Origin of the sequence: Streptomyces sp. NPDC006450, assembly GCF_040612195.1 — a bacterium.
Lineage (GTDB): Bacteria > Actinomycetota > Actinomycetes > Streptomycetales > Streptomycetaceae > Streptomyces.
In genome coordinates this window covers 25,256-49,441 of sequence record NZ_JBEXPT010000042.1, presented here as the reverse complement: position 1 = coordinate 49,441, position 24,186 = coordinate 25,256, and the positions used below count along the sequence as shown (strand labels likewise).

Sequence of the window (24,186 nt, the reverse complement as noted above, 5' to 3'; positions counted from 1 at the left end):
CATGAAAATGGGTGCTGCGCGTCCGGCTCCCCAGCCGTACGCGCAGCACCCTTCACCTGCCGTCCGTCGACCGCTCCCCCGTCCCCACGGGGTTCGGCCGGTGACAGTCCCGGCCCAGGCCGCTCTCCTGGGCCCGGGGCGCCGCTCAGCGCCCCAGCATCACGCTTACGGACGACGCCTGTGCCGCCACCTGGTCGAAGGCTCCGAAGAGGAAGAGCAGGAGGGCGGCCAGGGGGAGCACCATGGCCGCGGCCACCAGTGGGTGGCGACGACCGGACTCATGGCTGTTGAACGCGAATGCCTTGCGTCCTTGCCGTGCGATGTCCGCCATGGTCCTCTCCCTGTCGTTTGGCAGCGGCGGGTTTGTCACCTCGGGGGACGAGTGGTCTCCACCCGCCGCTTGTCTTCAACACTAGGCGCGGCAAAGGCTCCTGGCCTCATGCCTTCGTACCCATTGCCTGGCCTCCAGGAGGATGAGGAGTCCACCTCGCGCGTACTCCCCTGGGTGGAGACCGGCCCCCCGGTCTGAGGGTCATCCCGGAGGGGATCACCGGAGCGTAGTGACTTCGCTCACTTCCGTCACTCACCGCACACGTCCAGCCGCCGACCAGGCAGTCCCAAGATCAACCGACCGGGGCCGGCCGCTCCGCCGGCCACCGCTCCCCCGCCGCCCCACCCCGAACCCCAATTCCCTTGGCCCTGGCCCGGCTTGAGCGAACCACCCGTCCCCGTACATGCGTCCTACCGGTGGTCCCGCGATTCCCCAAGTGGACCGCCCCGTACTGACAATCGAATCCCCCGGCGAGGGCGCGGCCTCTGAGCGCGCATGCCGGATGGTCCGTAAGCTGTGCCACGTCAACAGGACGACCGGTCAGCGGGGTGGACATGGCGATGATGCGGCTCCGGCGCGAGGACCCGCGTGTCGTCGGCTCGTTCAGGCTGCACCGGCGCCTCGGCGCCGGCGGCATGGGCGTCGTCTATCTGGGCTCCGACCGGCGCGGACAGCGCGTCGCGCTCAAGGTGATCCGGCCGGACCTGGCCGAGGACCAGGAGTTCCGCTCCCGCTTCGCGCGCGAGGTCTCCGCCGCGCGGCGGATCCGCGGCGGCTGCACCGCGCGCCTGGTGGCCGCGGACCTGGAGGCGGAGCGCCCCTGGTTCGCCACGCAGTACGTGCCCGGCCCCTCCCTGCACGACAAGGTGGCCGAGGAAGGCCCCCTGACGGCCGCGGCCATCGCCGCCATCGGCGCCGCGCTCTCCGAGGGACTGGTCGCCGTACACGAGGCCGGGGTGGTCCACCGCGACCTCAAGCCCTCGAACATCCTGCTGTCGCCCAAGGGCCCGCGCATCATCGACTTCGGCATCGCCTGGGCCACCGGCGCCAGCACCCTCACCCACGTGGGAACGGCCGTCGGCTCCCCCGGCTTCCTGGCGCCCGAGCAGGTGCGCGGAGCCGCCGTCACCCCCGCCACGGACGTCTTCTCGCTGGGCGCCACCCTCGCCTACGCGGCCACCGCCGACTCGCCCTTCGGGCACGGCAGTTCCGAGGTCATGCTCTACCGCGTGGTGCACGAGGAGCCCCATCTCCAGGGCGTTCCGGACGCGCTCGCGCCCCTCGTACGGGCCTGCCTGGCGAAGGATCCCGAAGAGCGGCCGACCACGCTGCAGCTGTCGATGCGGCTCAAGGAGATCGCGGCCCGCGAGGCCAACGGGATGGGCGACAGCCGCCCGCCCGCGCAGCGGGCGCGGACCGAGCGGCCGACGGGGCGACTGCCCGAGGGGTACGTCGAGGAGACCGCGGGGTACGCCGAGCAGCGTACGGAGCGCCGTGGCGCCGGCACTCCCGCGCCCGGACGACCGGGTACGGGAACCGGAGCCGGCCAGGGGAAGGCGCCGTCCCAGGGTCGGGGACCGCGCGGCGGGCCGGACTCGCGGCCCTCCTCGGCCCGGGGCACCGGCTCGCGGGGGCCCGGGTCCACGGCCGGGCGTACGGGCGGCCGCCCGGCTCCCCGTACGACGGGCACGGGGCGGCGGCCGTCACGGCCGGACCCCCGGCTGATGCGCCAGCGCCTGATCGTCTTCGTCGTGGTGACGCTGCTCGTGGCGCTGGGCATCGCGCTGGCCCAGAAGCTCTAGCCGGGAGCTTCCGGGCCCAGTGCGGTCCTACGGGCGGCCGCTGGCCACCGCGTAGAAGGCGACGGCCGCGGCCGCGCCCACGTTCAGCGAGTCCACCCCGTGCGCCATCGGGATCCGCACCCACTCGTCGGCCGCGACCAGTGCCTGCGTCGACAGCCCGTCCCCCTCGGCGCCCAGCATCAGCGCGACCCGCTCCAGGTCCTGAGGAGCCGCCACGTCGATCGGCGAGGCCTTCTGGTGCGGGGTGAGGGCGAGCAGCTTGAAGCCCGCCTCGCGCACCGAGTCCAGGCTCTTGGGCCAGGCTTCCAGCCGGGCGTACGGGACGGAGAACACCGCGCCCATGGAGACCTTGACGGAGCGCCGGTACAGCGGGTCCGCGCAGTCGGGTGAGAGCAGTACCGCGTCCATGCCGAGGGCGGCCGCGCTGCGGAAGATGGCACCGATGTTGGTGTGGTCGTTCACCGCCTCCATGATGACCACCCGCCGGGTGGTGGCGAGCAGTTCCTCGGCCGTGGGCAGCGGCTTGCGCTGCATGGAGGCGAGGGCGCCGCGGTGCACGTGGTAGCCGGTGACGCGCTCGGCGAGCTCCGGGCTGACGGCGTAGACCGGAGCCGGGAGCTCGTCGATGACGTCGCGCATGACGTCGACCCACTTGGCGGAGAGCAGCATCGAGCGCATCTCGTACCCGGCGTCCTTGGCACGTCTGATCACCTTCTCGCCTTCGGCGATGAAGAGACCTTCCGCGGGCTCGCGCCTGCGCCGGAGTTCTACGTCGGTCAGACCCGTGTAGTCGCGCAGGCGCGGGTCGTCGGGGTCCTCGACGGTGATGAGATCAGCCACAGGGTGATACTGCCTTGTCCTGGGTGCGGTGCCAACGGCTCTGCCGGGTTGCGGGATTGCGGGGGTGTCACTCGGCCACGGGCCGGTGCACCTTCACGACGTCGCCGATCACGATGACGGCGGGCGGCCTGACCTCCTGGGCCTTGACGGTCTCCCCGACCGTCGCCAGGGTGGCGTCCACGCGGCGCTGGGAGGCGGTCGTGCCCTCCTGGATGACGGCGACGGCGGTGTCGGCGGATCGGCCGTGGCGCACCAGCGCCTCGGCGATCAGGCCGATCTTGTCGACGCCCATGAGGATGACCAGGGTGCCGGTGAGCTTGGCCAGCGAGGCCCAGTCCACGAGGGAGCGCGGGTCGTCGGGGCCGACGTGGCCGCTGACCACGGTGAACTCGTGGGCCACGCCGCGGTGGGTGACGGGGATGCCGGCCGCGCCGGGCACGGAGATGGAGCTGGAGATGCCGGGCACGACCGTGCAGGGGATGCCTGCCTCGGCGAGGGCCTGGAGCTCCTCCATGCCGCGACCGAAGACGTACGGGTCCCCGCCCTTGAGCCGGACCACGGCCTTGCCGGCCTTGGCGTGCGTGATGAGGGCGTCGTTGATGGCCTCCTGGGCCATGAAACGCCCGTACGGGATCTTCGCGGCGTCGATGACCTCGACGTGCGGCGGGAGCTCGTCGAGGAGGTCGCGGGGGCCCAGCCGGTCGGCGATGACCACGTCGGCCTCGGCGAGCAGGCGCCGGCCACGGACCGTGATGAGGTCCGGGTCGCCGGGACCGCCGCCGACCAGGGACACGCCGGGGGTGTGCGGGCGGGCGGCGGTCAGCGAGCCGTCCCGGAGCCCCTCGACGACCGCGTCGCGGACGGCGGCGGAACGGCGGGGGTCGTTGCCGCTCAGTACGGCGACGGTGACGCCCTCCACCCGGCCGGTGGCCGGGGTCCAGGCGCTCGCGGCCTCGGCGTCGTCGGCTCGGACGCACCAGATCCGCTCGCGCTCGGCTTCGGCGGAGGCGGTGTCGTTGGCGGCGCGGTCCCGGGTGGCGACCAGGGCGTACCAGGCGCCGGCCAGGTCGCCGTCCTCGTAGCGGCGGCGCTCCCAGCGGATCTCGCCGGTCTCCGCCATGGCGTCCACGGAGGGGGTCGCGGAGGGCGAGATGAGGACGATGTCGGCGCCGGCCGCGATGAGCGCGGGCAGTCGGCGCTGGGCGACCTGGCCACCGCCGATCACGACGACGCGGCGGCCCGTGAGACGGAGTCCGACGGGGTAGGCGGGGTGTGCCGGGTGTCCCATGGCGGTTGCGGCTCCTGATGCGGCGGTGACGGCGGGCCGCTGCGTCGCTGGAGCGGCTGATCGGGCGGTGACGTGCGGTGGCCCGTCCGGGGTCCACGATACGACCCACCTGCGCGGTGGTCGCCCCGGGGGCCTGTGCCCCGGCCGGGCGGTGACCCGACCCGCCTCCGGGCTCCGCCCCAGGCCACGGGGCCACAGCCCCATGATCCCCGGCCCGTACGGGGCCTCCCGCCCGGGGGCGGCTGTGCGGGGCCGCACGCGGACCCGGCTCTCCCGGGCCCTGCGGAGCTCTCCCCACCCCGCCCCTTCCCGGAACCGGGGCGCTGCCCCGGGCCCCGTCGGGGGCGCTGCCCCGGGCCCCCGCTCCCCGAACGCCGGAGGGGCTGGATCTGGTGCCGGAGCCCCGCAGCGAGCCGGCCCTACTTCTCGGTGACCCCCGCCGAGTCGAACGTCGCCACCTCGTGCATGGCCCGCGCGGCGCTCTGCACCAGCGGCAGCGCCAGCAGCGCGCCCGTGCCCTCGCCGAGGCGGAGGTCCAGGTCGACCAGCGGGCGCAGGCCGAGCTTGTTCAGGGCGGCCACGTGGCCCGGCTCCGCGCTGCGGTGTCCCGCGATGCAGGCGGACAGCGACTCCGGCGCGATGGCCCGGGCCACCAGCGCGGCCGCGCCGGCGCTGACACCGTCCAGGATCACCGGGGTGCGCAGGGAGGCACCACCGAGGAGGAGGCCCACGATCGCCGCGTGCTCCAGGCCGCCGATGGCCGCCAGGACGCCGATCGGGTCCGCCGGGTCGGGCTGGTGGAGCTCCAGGGCACGCCGTACGACCTCGACCTTGCGGGCGTGGGTCTCGTCGTTGATGCCCGTGCCGCGTCCGGTGACCTCGCCGGGGTCCACGCCGGTGAAGACCGAGATCAGGGCCGCTGACACCGTGGTGTTCGCGATGCCCATCTCGCCGGTGAGGAGCGCCTTGTTGCCCGCCGCGACCAGGTCGCGGGCCGTCTCGATGCCGACCTCGATGGCCGCGACGGCCTCCTCGCGGGTCATCGCCGGACCGGTGGAGAGGTCGGCCGTCCCCGGACGGACCTTGCGCGGCAGCAGACCCGGCGTGGCCGGGAGGTCACCGGCGACGCCCACGTCGATCACGCAGACCTCGGCGCCCACCTGGTTGGCGAACGCGTTGCACACCGCGCCGCCGCCCAGGAAGTTGGCCACCATCTGCAGGGTGACCTCCTGGGGCCACGGGGTGACGCCCTGGGCGTGCACGCCGTGGTCACCCGCGAAGATCGCCACCGCGGCGGGCTCCGGGATCGGCGGCGGGCAGACCCGCGAGAGGCCGGACAGCTGGGCGGAGATGATTTCGAGCATGCCCAGGGCCCCGGCGGGCTTGGTCATGCGCTTCTGCCGCTCCCACGCCTCGCCGAGCGCCTTCGCGTCGAGCGGGCGGATGCTGGCGACGGTCTCGGAGAGGAGGTCGTGCGGCTCCTCGCCGGGCAGCGCGCGGCGCCCGTACGTCTCCTCGTGCACGACCCAGGCGAGGGGCCGCCGCTGCGACCAGCCGGCCTGCGCGAGCTCGGGCTCGTCGGGGAACTCGTCGACGTACCCGACGCACAGGTAGGCGACGACCTCCAGGTGCTCGGGGAGGCCGAGCTCGCGGACCATCTCGCGCTCGTCGAAGAAGCTGACCCAGCCGACGCCGAGGCCTTCGGCACGCGCCGCGAGCCAGAGGTTCTCCACGGCGAGGGCCGAGGAGTACGGGGCCATCTGCGGCTGGGTGTGCCGGCCCAGGGTGTGGCGGCCGCCCCGGGTCGGGTCGGCGGTGACCACGATGTTCACCGGGGTGTCGAGGATGGCCTCGATCTTGAGTTCCTTGAACTGCTTGGCCCGGCCCTTGGGCAGCGACTTCGCGTAGGCCTCGCGCTGGCGCTCGGCGAGCTCGTGCATCGTCCGGCGGGTCTCCGCGGACTTGATGACGACGAAGTCCCACGGCTGGGAGTGGCCGACGCTGGGCGCGGTGTGGGCCGCCTCCAGGACGCGCAGCAGCACCTCGTGCGGGATGGGGTCGCGGCGGAAGCCCTTGCGGATGTCCCGGCGCTCGCGCATGACGCGCAGGACGGCCTCGCGCTCGGCGTCGGCATATCCGGGGGCCGCCTCGGTGACGGGGGCCTCGGGCTCGGCTTCGGGCTCGGCCTGCGGCTCGGTTCCTGCCTCGGGGGCCGGTACGGCCTCCAGCGGTACGTCGGCCTGCGCGACCGCGACCGGCTCGGACTCGGGGGCCACGAGGGCGGGCTCGGGCAGGGGCTCCGGCTCGTCGGCCTGAACCACCGTTTCTGCGGGCTGCGGCCCGGGCTCCACGACCGGCGCGGGCTCCGGCTCGACGGCGGCGGGAACCTCGGCCGCGGCCTCGGCTTCGACCTCGACGGCGGGAACCGCGACGGGCTCGGATGCCGCGACGGCGGCGGCCACGGGCTCCGCGAAGGCGACGGGCTCGGCGACCGGCTCCGGCGCGTGCTCGACGAGGACCGGTTCGGCCGCGGGGACCGGCTCCGCCACGGGCGGCGACTCCGGCTCGGGCACGGGGGCGGGGGCGGCCTCGGGCTCGGCAAAGGCGACGGGCTCGGCGACGGGCTCCACGACGTGCTGCGCCGGCGCTTCGGGGGCCGGCTCCACGGACCACGGCGTCCCGGCCTGGACCGGGATCTCGACCGGCTGCTGCGCCGGGACCGGCACGTGCTCGGCCTCGGCCTGCGTGAAGTCCAGGTACTCGGGCCCCGTGGTCGGCGGGCCGGACTGGCGCACCGGGACGGGCGTCGCCGGGGTGTTCAGGTCCGGTGCCACGGGCTCGGAGCCGGAGGCGACCGGCACGGGCGCGGCCTGCGTCAGCGGAGCCTGGGCCTGCGCGGGGGCAGCCGCGGGAGCCGGCGCCGCGGCCGGGCCGCGGTCCGCGAGGGACCGTACGACTCCGCCGGTGGCCTCGGGGACGGGCGGGCCCATGTGCAGCGGCCGCCGCACCGGGGCCGGCGCGACCGGGGCCGCCGGGGGCTGGGACAGGGGCTGCGGGGTCACGAGGCCGCTGAGGTCGAGCGCGCCGGAATCCCGGCCGCCGGCCTCGTGCGCACCGGCCCCGTAGGAGGCGTCGGCGAAGGCCGGCTGCTCCGCGAACGGCTGCCCCTCGAAGGACTGCCCCTCGAAGGACGGCTGCGGGTAGCCGGCGGTCTCGTAGCCGAGCGGCGCCTCGGGAACCGGGGCCTGGGCCGGGTGGGGCTGCCGGTACTCGGGGGCCCCGCCGAAGTCGGCGTACGGGCCGTCCGCGTACGGGGCGTCCGTGTACGCGGAGGGCTCGGGGAAGGCGGGCACCGGCGGGACGACCTGGGGGTCGCTCCACGCGCCCTGGCTGCTCGGCATCAGCAGCAGTTCCTCGTCCTCCGGCTCGGCCGGGTCGTCCACGAGGTCCTGGAAGGCGTAGCTCCCGGTCGCCGGGGAAGGGGACATGGGAACCGGGGCGGGGACGCCCGGCTGATCCACCATGCCCGTGCTGTCCGGGAGACCCTCGCCCGGAACCTGGCCGGTGTCAGTCATGCGTACCCCTCGCCCATCGGTGTTGCCTCTTCGACTACCCGGTCGCCAACGAGGCCTCACGTACGCCCGCACGACAACCAGTAAGTATTGTCCTGCCCGTTCGTCGCCGTGTCGGCCATAACCGCCACGGTCCTCTGTGGACTGCGCCACGTCGCGCGTCCAGCCGGAGCCGCGTGCCCGAATCGTCCGGGCGGTGCGACGATCGGCCAGCCTACCCCGGGCTCGTCGCTAGGTACGGTCCGGGCGGTTAACGGGGCGTTCGGCGGCCAGCAGGAACACCACGGAGCGCTGTTGTTCGGTCCAGGTACGGGTGTCCAGGCCGACGGACTGGAGCAGTGCGCACTCGACGGCGTACCCGCCCTCGGTCAGGACCCGGCCGATGGCCTCCGCCTCGTCGCGCGTGGAGGCGTGGCTGACGATCCGTTCGGGGCGCCGGTCGGCGACGGCGGCGACCACCGCGGCCCCGCCGCCGCCGACGCGGACGACGTCGGGTTCGGGCAGGGTCTCCAGGACGTGCGGGGCGCGGCCGTTGACGACCTGGAGCTGCACACCCCGGGCGCGGGCGGCGGTCGTTGTGCGTTCGCAAGCGTGTCGGTCGGCGTCGACGGCGATGACGGCGGCGCCCAGAGCGGCGGCGTCCACGGCGAGGGCTCCGGACCCGGAGCCGATGTCCCAGACGAGGTCCCCGGTGCGCGGGCCGAGCCGGGCGAGCTGGGCCGCGCGCAGTTGCGTGGCCTCTCCTTCTCCTACGTCGATCTGCGGGCGGGCCCAGCCCCGTCCGGCGGTCGGGGCCGTGCTCCGGCCCAGCAGCCAGGCCGGTTCGGCGGTGGTCGCGGCCGGTCCCGTACCGCCGATGACGATGACGACGTTGGGGTCGCGCCAGCTGTGGTCGGCGGCCTTGTCGGAGGTGAGGACGGTGACCTGTTCCTTCTCGGTGCCGAGTTCCTCGCAGATGACGAAGGTGCGGTGGACGCCTTCGAGCAGCAGGGCGAGTTCGGCGGGGCCGGCTCCGGGCGAGGTGATGACGGCGACCTTGGGGTGCGCGCGGCAGACGTTGACCGCGCGGCGCAGGGTGCGGCGGTGGGCGACGACGACCTGGGCGTCGTCCCAGGGCATCCCTGCGCGGGCGAAGGCGGCGGCGACGGCGGAGACGGCCGGCACGACCTCCACCTCCAGGCCGTGTTCCGGGGCGCGCAGGGCCCGTACGACGCCGAAGAAGCCGGGGTCCCCGTCGGCGAGGACGACGGCGGTGCCGCGGTGGCCGGCGATCCGGCGGGCGGCGATGGACAGGCTGCCCAGGCGCACGTGTTCGGCGGTGGGCGGGATTTCGGGGAGGGCGAGGTGGTGGGCGGCGCCGGCCACCAGGGTGGCGGCGGAGAGCGCGGACCGGGCTGCCGCGGTCAGGGGGGAGCCGTCCCAGCCGATCACCGTGACCCGGTCGGCCATCGTCGTCAGTCTCCTGATGTGGGAGGGGGCCCTTCCCGGCGGTGGCCGGGGCAGGGCGGAGCTTCGTCGAGGGGCAGGCTTGGCGAGACTACCCGGTCATCCGGTCAGTTCAGGTCCGAGAAGACGGCGTAGCCGTTCGCGCCGTTCGCCTGGGCGGGCGGGATCCGGTAGCCGTCGCGTGCGTCGTCGCGGGGGTCCGCGTAGCCCACGGAGTAGCCGTCCCCGTAGCCGTCGCCGTAGTCGTCGTAGCCCTCGGCGTCCTCGTCCAGGTCCTCGGGGACCAGGCCCCAGACGATGAGGTCGCTGCGGGTGTCGGCCCAGGAGCCGTCGGGGTTCTGGGTGCGCACTATGCACGCGTTGCGCAGGACGCCTTCACTGATGCAACCGGTCTTCTGGGCCACCTGCTGGGAGGCGGTGTTGTCGGCGGCGGTGCGCAGTTCGAGGCGTTCGAAGCGCTGGTCCGTGAAGAGCCAGCGGGCCACGGCGCGGACGGACTCGCTGGCGTAGCCCTCGCCGCGGGCCCAGGGGGCGGTGACGTAGCCGACCTCGGTGGTGCGGGTCCGCCAGTCGGTGTCCTGCAGGTGCACGATGCCGACCAGCCGCTGGGTGAGGAACTCGGTGACGGCGAAGACGATGCCGCGGCCCTCGGTGCGCTCGGTGTGGGCGGTCCGCGTGGCCCAGGTGACCGCGTCGGCGTAGGTGTAGGGGTGCGGGACGGAGGTCCAGGCGGTGACGTGTTCGTCGTTCATCATCTCGGCGAGCGCGGTGACGTCCTCTTCCTCGAAGGGGCGCAGCACCAGCCGGTCCGTGCTGATGGTGACGTCCGGGAAGGTGGTAGTCATGCGCAGCTCCAAGCCTGAGACCGTGGTGCGACCGTGGTGCGAGGCGACCGCGGCGCGGGACGGCATACACGGGGTATACGGTCCGCAGCCGCGGGTCGTAGGCCACAGCATGCAGCATCGGCCTGGTGATGTGCAGGGCCGGGCTGCCCGGAAGCGGGCAGCCGTCCGGCCCCGTACGCCGGTGTGGCGTACGGGGCCGGACGCATCGGCGGACGGGCCGGCCGGATCGGGCCGGTCCGGTGCCGCCGGCCGGAACTAGGAGGCCGGCTTGCCGAAGGCCGGGATGACCGAGCCCTCGTACGTGTCGTCGATGAACTTCTTGACCTCGTCGGAGTTCAGGAGCTTGGCGAGCTTCTGGATCCGCGGGTCGTTCTCGTTGCCCTTCTTGACCGCGAGGATGTTGGCGTACGGGTTGCCCTCGGCCTTCTCCAGGACGAGCGCGTCCTTGGCCGGGACGAGCTTGGCCTCGATGGCGTAGTTGCCGTTGATGACGGCGGCGTCCACGTCGTTCAGGGCGCGCGGGACCGTGGCGGCCTCCAGCTCCTTGAACTCCAGGCCCTTCTTGTCGGTGATGTCCGACAGCTTGGCGCTGGTGCCGACACCCTCCTTGAGGGTGATGAGGTTGTTCGCGGCGAGCAGCTGGAGCGCGCGGCCCTCGTTGGTGGGGTCGTTGGGGACGGCGATGGTCTGGCCGGCCTTGATGTCCGTGAGTGCCTTGACCTTCTTGGAGTAGAGGCCCAGGGGCTCCAGGTGCACGTTCACGACGGGCACGATGTCGGTGCCGTTCTTCTTGTTGAAGTCGTCGAGGTACGGCACGTGCTGGAAGTAGTTGGCGTCGACCTGGCCCTGCTGGGTGGCGGTGTTCGGCAGGACGTAGTCCGTGAACTCCTTCACCTCCAGCTTGAGGCCGGCCTTGGCCGCCAGGTTGTCCTGCACGAACTTCAGGATGTCGGCGTGCGGGGTCGGGGACGCCGCGACGACCAGGGCCTTGCTCTCATCGGTCTTGCCGCCGTCGGCCTTGGTGGAGGACGGGTCCGAGGAGCTGCCGCAGGCGCTCAGGGAGAGGGTGAGCGCGGCGGCGGTGGCGGCGAGGGCGGTGAGCTTGATGTTCTTGCGCACGAAGAGTGCCTTTCTTGCGTCTTGCTGGTGGATGACGGCCCAAGCACGACAAGTGCGGGCTTTCAGGGGAAAAGTTGGTGGTCGTCCGGCTCGAGCCCGGTTCAGGCTGTCCGACCGCGCCGCGCGAGGAGGCGTACCACGCCGTCGCCGATGAGCTGGATCAGCGTGACGAGCACGATCAGCACGACGACGGTGGCGATCATGAAGCCGGTCTCGAAGCGCTGGAAGCCGTACGTGATGGCCTTGGAGCCGAGGCCTTCGCCGCCGACCGCGCCGGCCATGGCCGAGTAGCCGATCAGCGTGATCACGGTGGTGGTGACGGCCGCGATCAGCGAGGGCAGCGCCTGCGGGAGGAGCACCTTGCCGACCAGGGTCGGGATGCCGCCGCCCATGGACTCGACGGCTTCGATCAGGCCGTGGTCCACCTCGCGGACGGCGGTCTCGACGAGCCGGGCGAAGAAGGGGACGGCGCCGATGGCGAGCGGGACGATCATGGCGGTGGGGCCGATGAAGGTGCCGACGATCGCCGTGGTGACCGGGATCAGGAAGATCAGCAGGATGATGAACGGCAGCGAGCGGCCCGTGTTCACGATCACGCCGAGGACCTTGTTGACCGCGCGGTTCTGGAGCAGGCCGCCCTTGTCGGTGAGGACGAGCAGGATGCCGATGGGCAGTCCGCCCAGGATGGTCACGAGGGCGGACCACAACACCATGTAGAGGGTGTCGAAGGTGCCCTGCGTGAGCAGCGGCTGCATTTCGGACCAGGTCACTTCGCGCCCTCCTTGACCAGCTCGGCGAGTTCGCCGTCGACGTCGGCCTCGACTTCGCCGTCGATGCCCTCATCGGCATCCGCATCCACGACGTCCACCTGCAGGCCCTGCTCGCGCAGGAAGCCGACGGGCACGACGTTGTCCTCGTAGCGGCCGGGCAGTTCGATGCGCATGCGGCCGATCTGCCGGCCTGCGACGGTGTCCATCGCGGCGCCGAGGATCGATATGTCGATGTTGTAGGTCCGGGCCAGCTGGGAGATGACCGGCTGGGTCGCGGTCTCGCCGTGGAAGGTGACGTCGATGACCGTGTGCTCGGCGGTGGTCGCGGACCCGGTCAGCGGGAACAGTTCGTGGGCGAGCTCGGAGCCGGGGGTGGCCAGCAGCTCGGTGACCCTGCCGGCCTCGACGATCCGGCCCTGCCGCATGAGGGCGGCCGAATCGCAGACGGACTTGACCACGTCCATCTCGTGCGTGATGAGCAGGACGGTCAGGCCCAGCTGGCGGTTGAGGTCGCGCAGCAGTTGGAGGATCTGGCGGGTGGTCTCGGGGTCCAGGGCGCTGGTGGCCTCGTCGGACAGCAGCACCTTGGGGTCGCCGGCCAGGGCGCGGGCGATGCCGACGCGCTGCTTCTGGCCGCCGGAGAGCTGACCGGGGTAGGACTTGGCCTTGTCGGCGAGACCGACGAGGTCGAGCAGTTCGGCGGCCTTGCGGGAGCGCTCGCGGCCGGAGACCCCGAGGATCTCCAGGGGCAGTTCGATGTTGCCCTGCACGGTGCGCGAGGACAGCAGGTTGAAGTGCTGGAAGACCATGCCGATGCGGCTGCGGGCCTCGCGGAGCTCCTTGCCGGCGCGCCGGCCGCGCCCGGCGAGGGCGGTGAGGTCGATCCCGTCGACGGTCACGGTGCCGGTGGTGGGGCGCTCCAGCAGGTTCACGCAGCGGATCAGGGAGGACTTTCCGGCGCCGCTCTGGCCGATGACTCCGTAGACCTCGCCCTGGCGGACGTGCAGGTCGACGCCGTCCAGGGCGGTGACCTCGCGGCCACGGGACTGGTAGACCTTCGTGAGGCCCGTTGTGGTGATCACAGGATTTCCGTCGCTGTCGAGTGCACGGCGCAGCGGGTGCCGGGCACGGGGCAAACATCTGGGGACGCGATACGGGGCGAACCATCGGAAATCGACGGCTTCGGCGCATGCGCGGGGCAGGAGCGGTCCGGGTTCACACGGGGGTGCCGGGAGCGGCTCGGCCGGTCTCGCTTCGGGGCGTGAGACCTGGGACAGGGGCCCTCAGAAGGCGCGCATTCGACACATACAACGAGCACCGGGCGTCATCGTCGCCTCGGTCGCAAGGGTGCGGCTGCTCGTCGTGGTCATGGGCCCAGTAAACCAGACGTTCCCCGTCACCGATCAAAGGCGTCCGAATAGCGGACAGATTTCGGCCGCATACCGGACGACACCGGTCAGGGCCGATCGTCCGTCTCGATCGCCACGCCATCGGCTCCGACCAGCACGGACACGGCCGAGAGGTCCCGTACGACGACGTCCGCGTCGAGTTCGGCGGCCGGGTGCGTTGTGGTCAAGGCCACGGTGGTCATCCCCGCGGCACGGCCCGCGGCCAGGCCGGCGGGGGCGTCCTCGAAGACAGCGCAGCGGGCCGGGTCCACGCCGAGCCGGGCGGCCGCCAGCAGGAAGGGCTCCGGGTCGGGCTTGCCGCGGGTGATGTCGTCGGCGGCCACCATCTCCGGGCCCCCCTCCCCCCAGGCGGCGATGCCGACCTCCCGCAGCCGGGCCTCGGCCAGCGGGCGGGTCGCGGAGGTGACCACGGCCCAGCGGCCGGCGGGAAGGGCGGAGAGCAGTTCCTTGGCGCCGGGGAGCAGGACCACGCCGCCCGCCACGTCCTCGGTCTCCAGGACCTCGATCCGGGCGAGCGCCCCGGCCCGTTCGGCCTCGGGCAGGAGGTCGGCGATGATCTCCGCGGCCGGGCGGCCGTGGAGTTCCACCGCGGCGAAGGCCTCCTCGGTGATCCCGTACTCCCCGGCCCAGCGGGTCCAGCAGCGGTGCACCGACTCCATGGAGGAGATGAGCGTGCCGTCGTTGTCGAACAGCAGCGCGTCGAATTGCGGACCGAGCTTCCCGTGCAGCAGCTTCATGTCTTCAAGGAAAGCCCCCGGGCAGGGGTGAGCGCATCGGGTCTTTCGGCCCGTAATACCCTCGCTGCATGCTCGACGCCCTGACGGTCGCCATCGGCGTGGCCGCACTCGCTCTCGCCGCCTGGTGCGGTTTCGCCGCATGGCGCGACCAGCCGACCAAGGACTGGCACTTCATCGGCATGGCCGTGGTGACCGTACTGGTCCTCGCGCAGCTGGTGGTCGGACTGGTCCAGCTCGCCCGGGGCGAGGAGCCCGGTCAGGGCACGGTGCTCTTCGTGTCCTATCTGGTGGGTGCCTTCGCGGCCATACCGGCGGCGGGGTTCCTCTCGCTGAGCGAGCGGACCAAATGGGGTTCGGTGACGGTGGCCGCGGGAGCGGTCGTCCTCGCCGTGCTCGAAGTACGGCTCTACGACATCTGGGGAAACACCGGTGCCTGATACCGACACGGACGCCACGGCTGCGGCCACCCCGCCCGGGCGGGGGCGCCTGGTCACCGGGCCGGGGGTGCTGCTGGTCTGGTTCTACGGAGTGATCACCGTCGGCGCGGTCTCGCGCTCGATCTACCAGATCTCCACCGAGTTCGACCGGGCGCCGCTCGCGTACTCGCTGTCGGCCGGAGCCGCCCTGGTCTACGCCTTCATCACGTACTCGCTGGTGCGCGGCGGGGAGACGGCCCGCAAGGCGGCGCGGATCTGCTGCGCCGCCGAGCTGGCCGGCGTACTCGTCGTGGGCACCTGGACCCTGGCACGGCCCGAGGCCTTCCCCGACGCGACCGTGTGGTCGGACTTCGGGATGGGCTACCTGTTCATCCCGGTGATCCTGCCGATCACCGGGATGCTCTGGCTGCGCGCGAAGCGCTGAGCCCTGAGCGCTCAGGGCTCAGGGCTCGGCGCTCACTGCCGTCGGATCAGGCGCTGACCGCGAAGTCGGTGGCCTCCTTGGCCTCCTTCTCCAGGATCACCAGGCGGACGCCGTCGGACGCGGTGCGCCCGCCGACCTGGGTGTAGCCGGCCTTGCGGTAGAGCCGCAGGTTCGACTCGCTCTTGTGGCCGGTGTGCAGCCGGAAGCGGGTGGTCGCGTCGTTGCCGGACAGCACCGCCTCGACGGCGTGCAGCAGCCGGGCGCCGAGGCCGTGGCCCTGGAGCCGGGGGTGCACGCAGAGCTTGGCGATCTTGCCGGTGCCCTCTTCGTCGACGGTGCCGCGCACGGCTCCGACGATCTCCTCGCCGAGCCGGGCCACCAGGACGGTGTCCGAGGCCAGCTCGGCCTTGAGGGAGTCCAGGGACTGGGTGAGCGGCTGGATGCGGTAGTTGCCGTACAGCTCGGCCTCGCTCTGGAACGCCAGATACTGCAGCTTGATGATCTGCTCGGCATCCTCGGCGCCTGCCGCCGAAATCGTCACGCTCATGCCCATGTGCGCATGCCTCCCGCTCACCTGGTGGCCTGTTGGTCTACCGCTCCATTCCCCGCAGGGCGGGAGCCGCAACCTCTACGGCCAGCATTCTGCGCAGACATCCCAGGCATCGGGAACGGACGGGCCCCAAACTTCCTTGTGAGATACCCAACTCTCCTGCGATTTCACGGTAGGTGAGGTCCCTGGGCGAAAGAAGTGCCCTCATGAGCTCCGGACACCGTCCGGGCAATCGGGCGACCGCCGATCGAAGGGCCCGGTTCTGCTCGCCGTGCATGAGGGCGTCTTCCGGTTCCGCGCCCGCACTGGTACGGGTCCTCGCGCCGGGGCCGCCCTGCACCGCGTTCTGGCGGTGCCCGTACGGGACTTCGCGCCGGGCCCGGCGCCGCGCGCGGCGGGCCTCCCCGCGCACCGCCCGGCGCAGCCAGTCGGCCGGTTCGGCGGGGAAGCGGCGGCGCTCCAGCAGCCTGACCCAGACGGCTTGTTCCAGGTCGGCGGCGTCCACCCCGGTGCCCGCGGTCTCGGCGGCCGCCTCGGCCGAGAGCAGCGGGCGGAGCGTTTCGTACAGGTCGGGGAGTTCAGCCTTCAGCAGGTCCATGCCGGGCGGGACGCGAAGGCCGTGCCGGGCGGTTTCCCCGCCGGGCACGGCCCACTCGTACGAGAAGCCCGGGTCAGGCGTTGACGCCGCGGCCCGGGCGGAAGCCCTCCGCCGCGAGCAGTCCGGTGTCGGGGTGGTCGGTGAAGATGCCGTCGATGCCCTGTTCGAAGTAGGTCTTGAAGGCGGCGAAGGCGTCCCCGTAGGCCGTCGGGTCGGTGCCCTTGCGGTAGTCGGCCGGCAGGAAGGTGTTCTCGTTCCGCGCGGTGTAGGGGTGCAGGATCAGCCCCTGCGCGTGGGCGTCCGCGACCAGGGTGGTCGGGGCGCCGAGCTTGCCGGAGGCGTCGCGCGGCAGGATCAGGTCCATGGTCGGCCCGATGCCCTGGGCGAAGCCGGCGATCCACCGCAGGCCCTCGGGCCTGACCAGATCGGCGACCGTCCGCGGATCCTTGGCCAGCTCGAAGTCCCACGGGCGGGTGCCCGCCGGCGAGAGGAGCACCACGCGCGGGCTGGAGACCAGCCGGGAGAGCCGCTGGATGCTGGAGGGTTCGAAGGACTGGAGGAAGACCGGGGCGCCCCGGCCGTCGCGCCCGTACCGGCGCAGCAGCTTGGCGAGGGGCTCCTCCAGGCCGAGGCCCAGGCCGCGGAAGTAGCTGGGGTGCTTGGTCTCCACGTGGAGCCATACGCGCTTCCCGCGCCGCCGGCCCTCGCGGTCGGCCCAGCGGAGCACCTCTTCGAAGGTGGGGACGTCCCAGCGGCCGTCGTAGAGGGTGTTGCGCTGGCGGACGGCGGGGATGCGTTCCTTCGCGCGCAGGGTCTTCAGCTCGGCGAGGGTGAAGTCCTCGGTGAACCAGCCCGTGACCGCGACCCCGTCGACCGTCTTGGTCGTCTTCCGGGAGGCGAACCCGGGGTGGTCGGCGACGTCCGTCGTGCCGCCGATCTCGTTCTCGTGGCGGCACACCAGGTGGCCGTCCCTGGTGGGCACGAGGTCCTGTTCGACGACGTCGGCGCCGAGGTCGAGCGCGAGCTGATAGGACCCGAGCGTGTGCTCGGGACGGTAGCCGCTGGCCCCCCGGTGCCCGATGACCGTGGGCACCGGCAGGTCCCGGAAGCCGCCGCCCCGGCCGCCTCCCGCGCCTCCCCCGTGGCCGCTCCCCGCCGCCGCGGCCGAACCGCCGCCGGCCACGAGTCCTCCGAAGGCTCCACCCGCCGCGACGACGGCCGCACCCAGTACCGTGCGCCGCGCTGCCCCACCCTGTGTCATGCGTGCCACTCCCCATCGGACAAGGGCCGGGCGTCCCGGGATCTCCGGGGCCTGCGGCCCGAATCCGCGTGCCGATGGTAGGCAAGCGTCGATGGCGGGCGGGGGTGTGCGGGCGGAACATGGCGCAAACGTGTGTCAACACTGCGTATCCACCTCGTGAACCCGATGTGCGATCAGAGCGGACCCGCGAGTATCGTCCTCACCTGCACTACCGCCGCGTGTGGTGGGTGCGAGAACCTTGCTTTTCGATGCCGGAGGGCCCACGTTGTTCCGTACGCGCCTGATCAAAGCCACTGTCGGACCTGTCATGCGCCTGATGTTCCGCACTCGCGTCGAGGGCATCGAGAACATTCCGGGCACCGGGCCGGTGATCCTGGCGGGCAACCACCTCACCTTCATCGACTCGATGATCCTGCCGCTGGTGTGCGACCGCACGGTCCACTTCATCGGCAAGGACGAGTACGTGACCGGCAAGGGCATCAAGGGCCGGGCCATGGCCTGGTTCTTCACCGGCGCCGGCATGATCCCCGTGGACCGCGACGGGGCCAACGGCGGAGTCGCCGCCCTGATGACCGGCCGCCGGATCCTCGAAGAGGGCAAGATCTTCGGCATCTACCCCGAGGGCACCCGCTCCCCCGACGGCCGCCTCTACCGGGGCCGCACCGGCATCGCCCGTCTCACCCTGATGACCGGCGCGCCCGTCGTCCCCTTCGCGATGATCGGCACCGACAAGCTGCAGCCCGGCGGCGCCGGAATGCCGCGCCCGGGCCGGGTCACCGTCCGGTTCGGCGAGCCGATGGAGTTCTCCCGGTACGAGGGCATGGACCGCGACCGCTACGTGCTGCGCGCCGTCACCGACTCGGTGATGGCCGAGGTCATGCGGCTCTCCGGCCAGGAGTACGTGGACATGTACGCGACCAAGGCCAAGGCCGCGTAGTTCGAGCGGCTCCCCTACTGGCGTTGCAGTGACCGGCTGACGCCCGCCGCGGTCGTCGTGGCGAGGACCCAGCCGGTCACGATCAGCAGGTAGGACAGCCACTGGTACCAGCCGTCCGGCGCGAAGGGCGCCTCCTGCCCGAAGCCGATGATCGGCAGCATCAGGTCGATCGTGTAGAAGGCCGGGTTGAACTCCGGCGCCTCCCCCGGCTTCAGCTCGCGGGGCGGGTGGAGTCCGTAGGCGACCGTCCCCGTGATCAGCAGCGCCAGCAGCCAGCCCGCGGCGCGCAGCGGCCTGAATCCGTAGCCCACGGTGGCGTCCTGGAGCAACCCCCAGAACCTGGCGACCCGGGGCAGGGTGCGGCGGTGCCGCCGGAGTTTGGCGAGCAGGACGGTCCGTGCACCCGCCTCGTCGCCCGCCGTCCGGTAGGACATGGCGAGCTGTTCGTACGCGTGCGGAAGGTAGCCGGATTCCTCGCGCTCCAGAACGGGCAGTCGCTGCCCGGCGGGAACGTGCGGACTGAGGGCGCGGTAGGTGAGTCCCGCGATGCGGATCTGCCGGGGCCAGGTCTCGGGCGTGATGTGGAGCAGGTCGAACTGGGAACGGCGCAGGTTCATGCCGCCCTGGACGGTCGGGCAGTTGCGCAGCCACACCTCGCCGGCGGCACAGCTGGAGGCGCGCAGTGCGACCCCGCCGGGGTTGATGAGGCGGGCGTAGGCGAGGTTGAGCTGGCCCGGTATCCGGGAGCCGCTGAGGTTGACCCGGCCGCGGGCCTCCAGCCGCATGGCGCGCAGGTCCGTGCCGACGCCCAGGATCTCGGCGTGCAGGGCGGTCCCGCCGGGGGCGAGGAGCCGGGCGTCGTCGAAGTTGATCTGGCCGCCGACGGTCGCACCGTTGATGCGGGTCTGTCCGTGGACGGTGAGTTCCATGGCGATGACGTCGGTTCCGATGTCGGCGTGGTTGAACTGGAGCGCCGCCTCCTGGCCCTCCTCGGCCGGGCCCGCCGTGCCGATGACCGCCTTCTGGAGGAAGAGTCCGCCCGCTATCCGGGCACCCGCGAGGCGTACCGGCCCGGTGATGCGGCAGCAGGACAGCGTGAGCGCGATGTCGACGCTGACGGTGGAGGCGGTCAGGCCGGGCAGGGCCGAGTCGCTCAGCGACACGATCCTCAACCGGGCCCCGTACAGGAGGGGTTTGCGCTCGAACCAGCAGGCCCGCAACCGGATCGCGTGGTCGATGTCGGCGTACTTGAGGTTGAGCTTGCCGGTGATCCGGGCGCCCCGGACGTTCAGCCCGGGGACCTGCCCGTCGAGCGGGGCCGCCCCCCGTAGCAGCAGGAAGGCGAGGAAGTCGGCCCGTACGGTCCGGTCGGGTCCCCACGAGGCGCCGTCGGTGGCCTCCTCCCTGCGGTCCTCCCGGAAATCGACGCCTTCCCCGCGGGGGAAGGCGTCCCATACGCGGCGCTCCGCCGGGGTCAGGTCGTTGATCTCCATCGCCGGGATGGTGTCCCGCGGCTCCGCGTACTGTCAACTCCGTCCGGGACGGCCGCCCCTGGCAGGACGTCAGGGCGGCGTCAGTGCTCGATGCCGTCCTGGAGCTCCTGGCCCTTGAGCAGGAACCAGGCGGCCGCGGCGGTGGCCAGCAGGACGGCCGCGCCCACGCCGGAGGCCAGCCGCAGGCCGTCGACGAAGGCCTCCTGGGCGGCGCCGACCATCTGCTGGGCGGTCTGCGGGTCCAGCGACTTGGCCGCTTCGACGGCGCCGCCGAGGGACTCGTGGGCGGCGTCGGCGACGGGGCCGCTGACGGAGGCCGGGGCGGTGAAGCCCTGGTAGACGCCGGTGACGACCGAGCCGAGCAGGGCGATGCCGAGGGCGGCGCCCAGTTCGTAGGCGGTCTCGGAGACGGCCGAGGCGGAACCGGCCTGTTCCTTGGGCACGCTGGAGAGGATCACGTCGGCGGTGACGGTGAAGGAGAATCCGGCGCCGAGGCCGACGACGAGCAGGGCCGCGCCGAGCAGCGGGTAGCCGGTCTCCTTGTGGATCACGGTCAGCGCGGCCAGCGCGATGCCGATGGCGGCGAGGCCTCCGGTCACCATGGCCCGTACCCCGTACCTGCGGGCGTACCTGCCCGCGACCAGGCCGGTGGCCACGGCGCCGATGGCTGCGGGCAGCTCGGCGAGGCCCGCTTCGAGCGGGTCGCGGCCCTGGACGAGCTGGAGGAACTGGGAGAGGAAGAAGACCAGTCCGGACAGGCCGAAGACGGTGAGCAGGTCGGCGAGGACGGCGCCGGAGAACCCGCGGTGCTTGAACAGCCGCATGTCGAGCAGCGGGGCCGGCAGCGTGAACTGGCGGCGTACGAAGGTGTGGAGCGCGCCCGCTCCGATGACGGCGGCCGCCCACACCTCCCAGCCCATGCCGTGGGTGGCGACCTGCTTGACGGCGTAGACCACGCCGATGATGCCGACGAGGGAGAGGCCGACGCTGAACAGGTCCCAGGGGCCGGCGACCGGGTTCTTGGACTCGGGCAGCAGCTTGATGCCGACGATGACCAGGACGATCATCACGGGGAGGTTGATGAGGAAGACCGAGCCCCACCAGAAGTGCTGGAGCAGGGCTCCGCCGACCACGGGGCCGACGGCCGCGCCGGCCGAGGCGGTGGCGCCCCAGATGCCGATGGCGAGGCTGCGCTCCTTGGGGTCGTGGAAGATGTTGCGGATCAGCGCGAGGGTGGACGGCATCAGGGTCGCACCGGCCACGCCGAGCAGGGCCCGGGCGATGATCATCATCTCGGGGCTGGTGGCGTAGGCGTTGAGGACCGAGACGGCGCCGAAGGCGGTCGCGCCGACGAGGAGGAGCTTCTTGCGGCCGATCCGGTCGCCGAGGGAGCCCATGGAGACGAGCAGGCCGGCGATGACGAAGGAGTAGATGTCGCCGATCCACAGGAGCTGGGTGCCCGAGGGCTTCAGGTCCTCACTGAGGGCGGGCGTGGCGAGACCGAGTACGGTGGCGTCGACGGCGACCAGCAGGACGGCCAGGACGAGCACGGAGAGCGCGAGCCAGCGCCCGGGGCTGCGGGCCTCCGCCCCCTTGGTCCGGGTCAGCTGTTCGGTACGGCTCATTTCTCCACACTCCGTCGTGCGCCACCGAGCAGCAGCTCGATGATCATGTACTGGAAGTCCTTGGCCGCGACCCGGCCGTCCATGACGGCCCAGGCGCAGGTGCCGATGAGCCCGTAGAGGGCCTCGGTGAGCCAGGCGGTGCTCAGATCGATCCGGATGTCGCCCTCGCGCTGGCCGCGCCGGAAGAGGTCGCCGACGCGGGCGTCGAGGCGGGCCCAGCCCTCGTTGACCTGGTCTCCCTCGAAGAGCTGGTTCTCGGTGACGAGGAAGGCCAGCAGTTCGGCGTTGGGCTCCGCTTCGGCGACGAGCCTGCGGAGCGCGTCGATCGCCGTGCCCTCGCCGAGGCGGGCGTTGTCGAAGGCCACCTCGAACTCCCGGATCCCGAGCTCTTCGAGCGCCCGTACGAGGGCGTCACGCCCGGCGAAGTGCCGGTGGAGGGTCGCGCGGCCGATGCCGGCGGCCTTCGCGACCTCGTCCATCGTGGCGGTCGACTTGCGGGAGAGCAGCGCGGCGGCGGCGCGGAGCACCTGATCACGATCCATGGCCATGAGACAAGCATAACCCGAATGAGACGTTGATGTCTCATTGAATAAATGGGCTGCCCCTCAGGGCGACGAGAGGAATCCTTCCGGAATGGCGACCATCAAACCCTTGCTCCTGATCGACGTGGACGGCCCGCTGAACCCCTACGGAGCCAAGCCCCAACGTCGCCCCGAGGGCTACCGCACCCACCGGATGCGCCCGACGGGCTGGACCGGGGCGGAGAGTGCGAAGCCGCTGCGGGTCTGGCTGAACCCCGGCCACGGAGCGGAGCTGCTCGCGCTCGGGGACGCGTACGAGCTGGTCTGGGCGACGACCTGGAAGGACGAGGCGAACGAGTGGATAGGCCCGCACCTGGGCCTGCCGGAGCTCCCCTGGATCAACTGGCCGCAGATGCACGGGCGCGCACCGCGCGGGACGTTCTGGAAGACCCAGTACATCGTGGAGTACGCGGGCGAGCGGCCCTTCGCCTGGATCGACGACGACATCACGGACATGGACCGCGCTTACGTGGAGCAGAACCACCCCGCGCACGCGCTGCTGCTGCGGATCGACGAGCGGATCGGGCTGGTCCGGGCCGACTTCGACGCGCTGGCGGACTGGGCGGCGCAATGACGGTGAGAGCACCGCAGGGGCGGCCGGGGCCCGAAGGCTCCGACCGCCCCTGCGGGCACGGCGGTTACTGCTTGTGGGCGGCCCAGGCGTGCTGGATGACCAGGTCGGCCTTCAGCTCCGTGAGCTGGATCGCGACCGCCGACGGGGCGGTGCCGCCGCGTCCGTCGCGGGAGGCCAGCGCGCCCTTGACGTTGAGGACCGTACGGACCTCCGGCGTCAGGTGCTCGGAGATCTTCGCGAACTGCTCGTCCGTCAGCTCGTCGAGCTCGATGCCGAGCCCCTCGCACTCCTTGACGCAGCTGCCGGCCACCTCGTGCGCCACCCGGAAGGGCACGCCCTGCTTGACCAGCCACTCCGCGATGTCGGTGGCGAGCGAGAAGCCGGCCGGGGCCAGCTCCTCCATCCGCTCCCGGTTGATCGTGAGGGTCGCCATCATCCCGGTGAAGGCCGGCAGCAGGACCTCGAGGGTGTCGCAGGAGTCGAAGACCGGCTCCTTGTCCTCCTGGAGGTCCCGGTTGTAGGCCAGGGGAAGGGCCTTGAGGGTGGCGAGCAGGCCCGTCAGGTTGCCGATGAGGCGGCCCGACTTGCCGCGCGCCAGCTCGGCGATGTCCGGGTTCTTCTTCTGCGGCATGATCGACGACCCGGTGGAGAAGGCGTCGTGCAGGGTGACGAAGGAGAACTCCTTCGTGTTCCAGATGATGATCTCCTCCGCGATCCGCGACAGGTTGATCCCGATCATCGCGGTGACGAAGGCGAACTCGGCGACGAAGTCGCGCGAGGCCGTGCCGTCGATGGAGTTGCCGACCGAGCCCCGCTCGAAGCCCAGGTCGGCGGCGACCGCCTCCGGGTCCAGGCCGAGCGAGGAGCCCGCCAGGGCGCCCGAGCCGTACGGGGACACCGCGGTCCGGGTGTCCCACTGGCGCAGCCGCTCGGCGTCCCGGGACAGGGCCTGCACGTGGGCCAGTACGTGGTGGGCGAAGAGCACCGGCTGCGCGTGCTGGAGGTGCGTCCGGCCGGGCATGGCCACGTCGGCGTGCGCCTCGGCGAGGCCGACGAGCGCGTCCTGGAGGTCGGCGACGAGGCCGCCGATGATCCGGGCGTGGTCGCGCAGGTACATGCGGAAGAGGGTGGCGATCTGGTCGTTGCGCGACCGGCCGGCGCGCAGCTTGCCTCCGAGGTCGGCCCCGAGCCGCTCCAGGAGGCCGCGCTCCAGCGCGGTGTGGACGTCCTCGTCGGCGATGGTGCCGGTGAAGGAGCCGTTCTCCACGTCGATCGCGAGCTGGTCCAGGCCGGCGATCATCCGGCCGAGCTCGTCGGCCGTGAGCAGGCCCGCCTTGGCCAGCACGCGGGCGTGGGCCTTGGAGCCCGCGATGTCGTACGGGGCCAGGCGCCAGTCGAAGTGGACCGACGCGGACAGCTTCGCGAGGGCCTCGGCGGGACCGTCGGCGAACCGAGCGCCCCAGAGCCGGACGTCACCACCGTTGTTGCTGCTCACAGCTACTGCTCCTCAAGAACGTGCATGGCTTTGGATGTGCAACCGCCTCCCC

At 72.2% G+C, this 24,186-nt stretch carries 22 protein-coding genes; 5 read left to right on the top strand and 17 right to left on the bottom strand.

The annotated features are described in order from the left end of the window. Positions 1-145: 145 nt before the first annotated feature. Positions 146-331, bottom strand: coding sequence for a hypothetical protein (locus ABZY57_RS15730; RefSeq protein WP_356512123.1), 186 nt, complete (start codon positions 329-331; stop codon positions 146-148). Between the two features lie 554 nt (positions 332-885). Between ABZY57_RS15730 and ABZY57_RS15725 the strand changes: the two genes are divergently transcribed. After that, positions 886-2,133, top strand: a complete 1,248-nt coding sequence (locus tag ABZY57_RS15725) for a protein kinase (RefSeq protein ID WP_356512121.1) — start codon at positions 886-888, stop codon at positions 2,131-2,133. A 27-nt stretch (positions 2,134-2,160) separates the two neighbouring features. Here the strand turns inward: ABZY57_RS15725 and ABZY57_RS15720 are convergent, their stop codons facing one another. The 9 genes from ABZY57_RS15720 to ABZY57_RS15680 all read right to left on the bottom strand — a co-directional run bounded on the left by ABZY57_RS15720 (position 2,161) and on the right by ABZY57_RS15680 (position 14,159). After that, positions 2,161-2,973 (bottom strand): RNA methyltransferase, encoded by an 813-nt coding sequence (locus ABZY57_RS15720; RefSeq protein WP_254384856.1) that lies wholly within the window; start codon positions 2,971-2,973, stop codon positions 2,161-2,163. Positions 2,974-3,040: 67 nt separating this feature from the next. Further along, complete coding sequence (gene cobA / locus ABZY57_RS15715; RefSeq protein ID WP_356512118.1) at positions 3,041-4,261, bottom strand: uroporphyrinogen-III C-methyltransferase; 1,221 nt, start codon at positions 4,259-4,261, stop codon at positions 3,041-3,043. A gap of 419 nt (positions 4,262-4,680) precedes the next feature. Then, the gene (gene cobT, locus ABZY57_RS15710; RefSeq protein WP_356512116.1) at positions 4,681-7,836 is read right to left on the bottom strand and encodes a nicotinate-nucleotide--dimethylbenzimidazole phosphoribosyltransferase; all 3,156 of its coding nucleotides are present in this window, start codon (positions 7,834-7,836) and stop codon (positions 4,681-4,683) included. Positions 7,837-8,064: 228 nt separating this feature from the next. Next, complete coding sequence (gene cbiE, locus ABZY57_RS15705; protein WP_356512115.1) at positions 8,065-9,282, bottom strand: precorrin-6y C5,15-methyltransferase (decarboxylating) subunit CbiE; 1,218 nt, start codon at positions 9,280-9,282, stop codon at positions 8,065-8,067. 104 nt (positions 9,283-9,386) lie between these two features. After that, a complete protein-coding gene (locus tag ABZY57_RS15700) occupies positions 9,387-10,124 on the bottom strand; it encodes a GNAT family N-acetyltransferase (RefSeq protein ID WP_356512113.1) in 738 nt (245 codons plus the stop codon). Positions 10,125-10,379: 255 nt separating this feature from the next. After that, the gene (locus tag ABZY57_RS15695; RefSeq protein WP_356512111.1) at positions 10,380-11,243 is read right to left on the bottom strand and encodes a MetQ/NlpA family ABC transporter substrate-binding protein; all 864 of its coding nucleotides are present in this window, start codon (positions 11,241-11,243) and stop codon (positions 10,380-10,382) included. A gap of 101 nt (positions 11,244-11,344) precedes the next feature. Then, the gene (locus tag ABZY57_RS15690; protein ID WP_356512110.1) at positions 11,345-12,013 is read right to left on the bottom strand and encodes a methionine ABC transporter permease; all 669 of its coding nucleotides are present in this window, start codon (positions 12,011-12,013) and stop codon (positions 11,345-11,347) included. Continuing rightward, positions 12,010-13,095: an ATP-binding cassette domain-containing protein gene (locus ABZY57_RS15685; protein WP_356512108.1), complete on the bottom strand. Its 1,086-nt coding sequence runs from the start codon at positions 13,093-13,095 to the stop codon at positions 12,010-12,012. The genes ABZY57_RS15690 and ABZY57_RS15685 overlap by 4 nt, the downstream gene beginning before the upstream one ends. Before the next feature lie 374 nt (positions 13,096-13,469). Further along, on the bottom strand, positions 13,470-14,159 hold the full coding sequence (locus ABZY57_RS15680; protein ID WP_356512106.1) for an HAD-IA family hydrolase: 690 nt from the start codon (positions 14,157-14,159) through the stop codon (positions 13,470-13,472). Between the two features lie 68 nt (positions 14,160-14,227). Here ABZY57_RS15680 and ABZY57_RS15675 point away from each other — a divergent pair, with 68 nt between their 5' ends. Next, on the top strand, positions 14,228-14,596 hold the full coding sequence (locus ABZY57_RS15675) for a hypothetical protein (RefSeq protein WP_356512104.1): 369 nt from the start codon (positions 14,228-14,230) through the stop codon (positions 14,594-14,596). Next, positions 14,589-15,020, top strand: a complete 432-nt coding sequence (locus ABZY57_RS15670; protein ID WP_356512102.1) for a hypothetical protein — start codon at positions 14,589-14,591, stop codon at positions 15,018-15,020. Before ABZY57_RS15675 ends, ABZY57_RS15670 begins: the two co-directional genes overlap by 8 nt. Positions 15,021-15,066: 46 nt before the next feature. Here the strand turns inward: ABZY57_RS15670 and ABZY57_RS15665 are convergent, their stop codons facing one another. The 3 genes from ABZY57_RS15665 to ABZY57_RS15655 form a co-directional block, all read right to left on the bottom strand. Then, on the bottom strand, positions 15,067-15,573 hold the full coding sequence (locus tag ABZY57_RS15665) for a GNAT family N-acetyltransferase (RefSeq protein ID WP_356512100.1): 507 nt from the start codon (positions 15,571-15,573) through the stop codon (positions 15,067-15,069). 37 nt (positions 15,574-15,610) lie between these two features. Next, entirely contained in the window at positions 15,611-16,168 is a 558-nt protein-coding gene (locus tag ABZY57_RS15660) for a sigma-70 family RNA polymerase sigma factor (protein ID WP_356512129.1), read from the bottom strand. A 73-nt stretch (positions 16,169-16,241) separates the two neighbouring features. After that, entirely contained in the window at positions 16,242-17,429 is a 1,188-nt protein-coding gene (locus tag ABZY57_RS15655) for a glycerophosphodiester phosphodiesterase (protein WP_356512098.1), read from the bottom strand. A 316-nt stretch (positions 17,430-17,745) separates the two neighbouring features. Here ABZY57_RS15655 and ABZY57_RS15650 point away from each other — a divergent pair, with 316 nt between their 5' ends. Continuing rightward, the gene (locus tag ABZY57_RS15650; protein WP_267756847.1) at positions 17,746-18,366 is read left to right on the top strand and encodes a lysophospholipid acyltransferase family protein; all 621 of its coding nucleotides are present in this window, start codon (positions 17,746-17,748) and stop codon (positions 18,364-18,366) included. Between the two features lie 14 nt (positions 18,367-18,380). On the opposite strand, the gene ABZY57_RS15645 is transcribed toward ABZY57_RS15650, so the two are convergent. The 3 genes from ABZY57_RS15645 to ABZY57_RS15635 form a co-directional block, all read right to left on the bottom strand. Next, a complete protein-coding gene (locus ABZY57_RS15645) occupies positions 18,381-19,859 on the bottom strand; it encodes a membrane-associated oxidoreductase (protein WP_356512095.1) in 1,479 nt (492 codons plus the stop codon). A gap of 80 nt (positions 19,860-19,939) precedes the next feature. Further along, positions 19,940-21,484, bottom strand: coding sequence for an MFS transporter (locus ABZY57_RS15640; protein WP_356512093.1), 1,545 nt, complete (start codon positions 21,482-21,484; stop codon positions 19,940-19,942). Beyond that, complete coding sequence (locus tag ABZY57_RS15635) at positions 21,481-22,032, bottom strand: helix-turn-helix domain-containing protein (protein ID WP_356512091.1); 552 nt, start codon at positions 22,030-22,032, stop codon at positions 21,481-21,483. Before ABZY57_RS15635 ends, ABZY57_RS15640 begins: the two co-directional genes overlap by 4 nt. 94 nt (positions 22,033-22,126) lie before the next feature. Between ABZY57_RS15635 and ABZY57_RS15630 the strand changes: the two genes are divergently transcribed. Further along, entirely contained in the window at positions 22,127-22,639 is a 513-nt protein-coding gene (locus ABZY57_RS15630; protein WP_356512127.1) for an HAD domain-containing protein, read from the top strand. A gap of 64 nt (positions 22,640-22,703) precedes the next feature. Here the strand turns inward: ABZY57_RS15630 and argH are convergent, their stop codons facing one another. After that, positions 22,704-24,134, bottom strand: a complete 1,431-nt coding sequence (gene argH, locus ABZY57_RS15625; protein WP_356512089.1) for an argininosuccinate lyase — start codon at positions 24,132-24,134, stop codon at positions 22,704-22,706. Positions 24,135-24,186 lie beyond the last annotated feature (52 nt).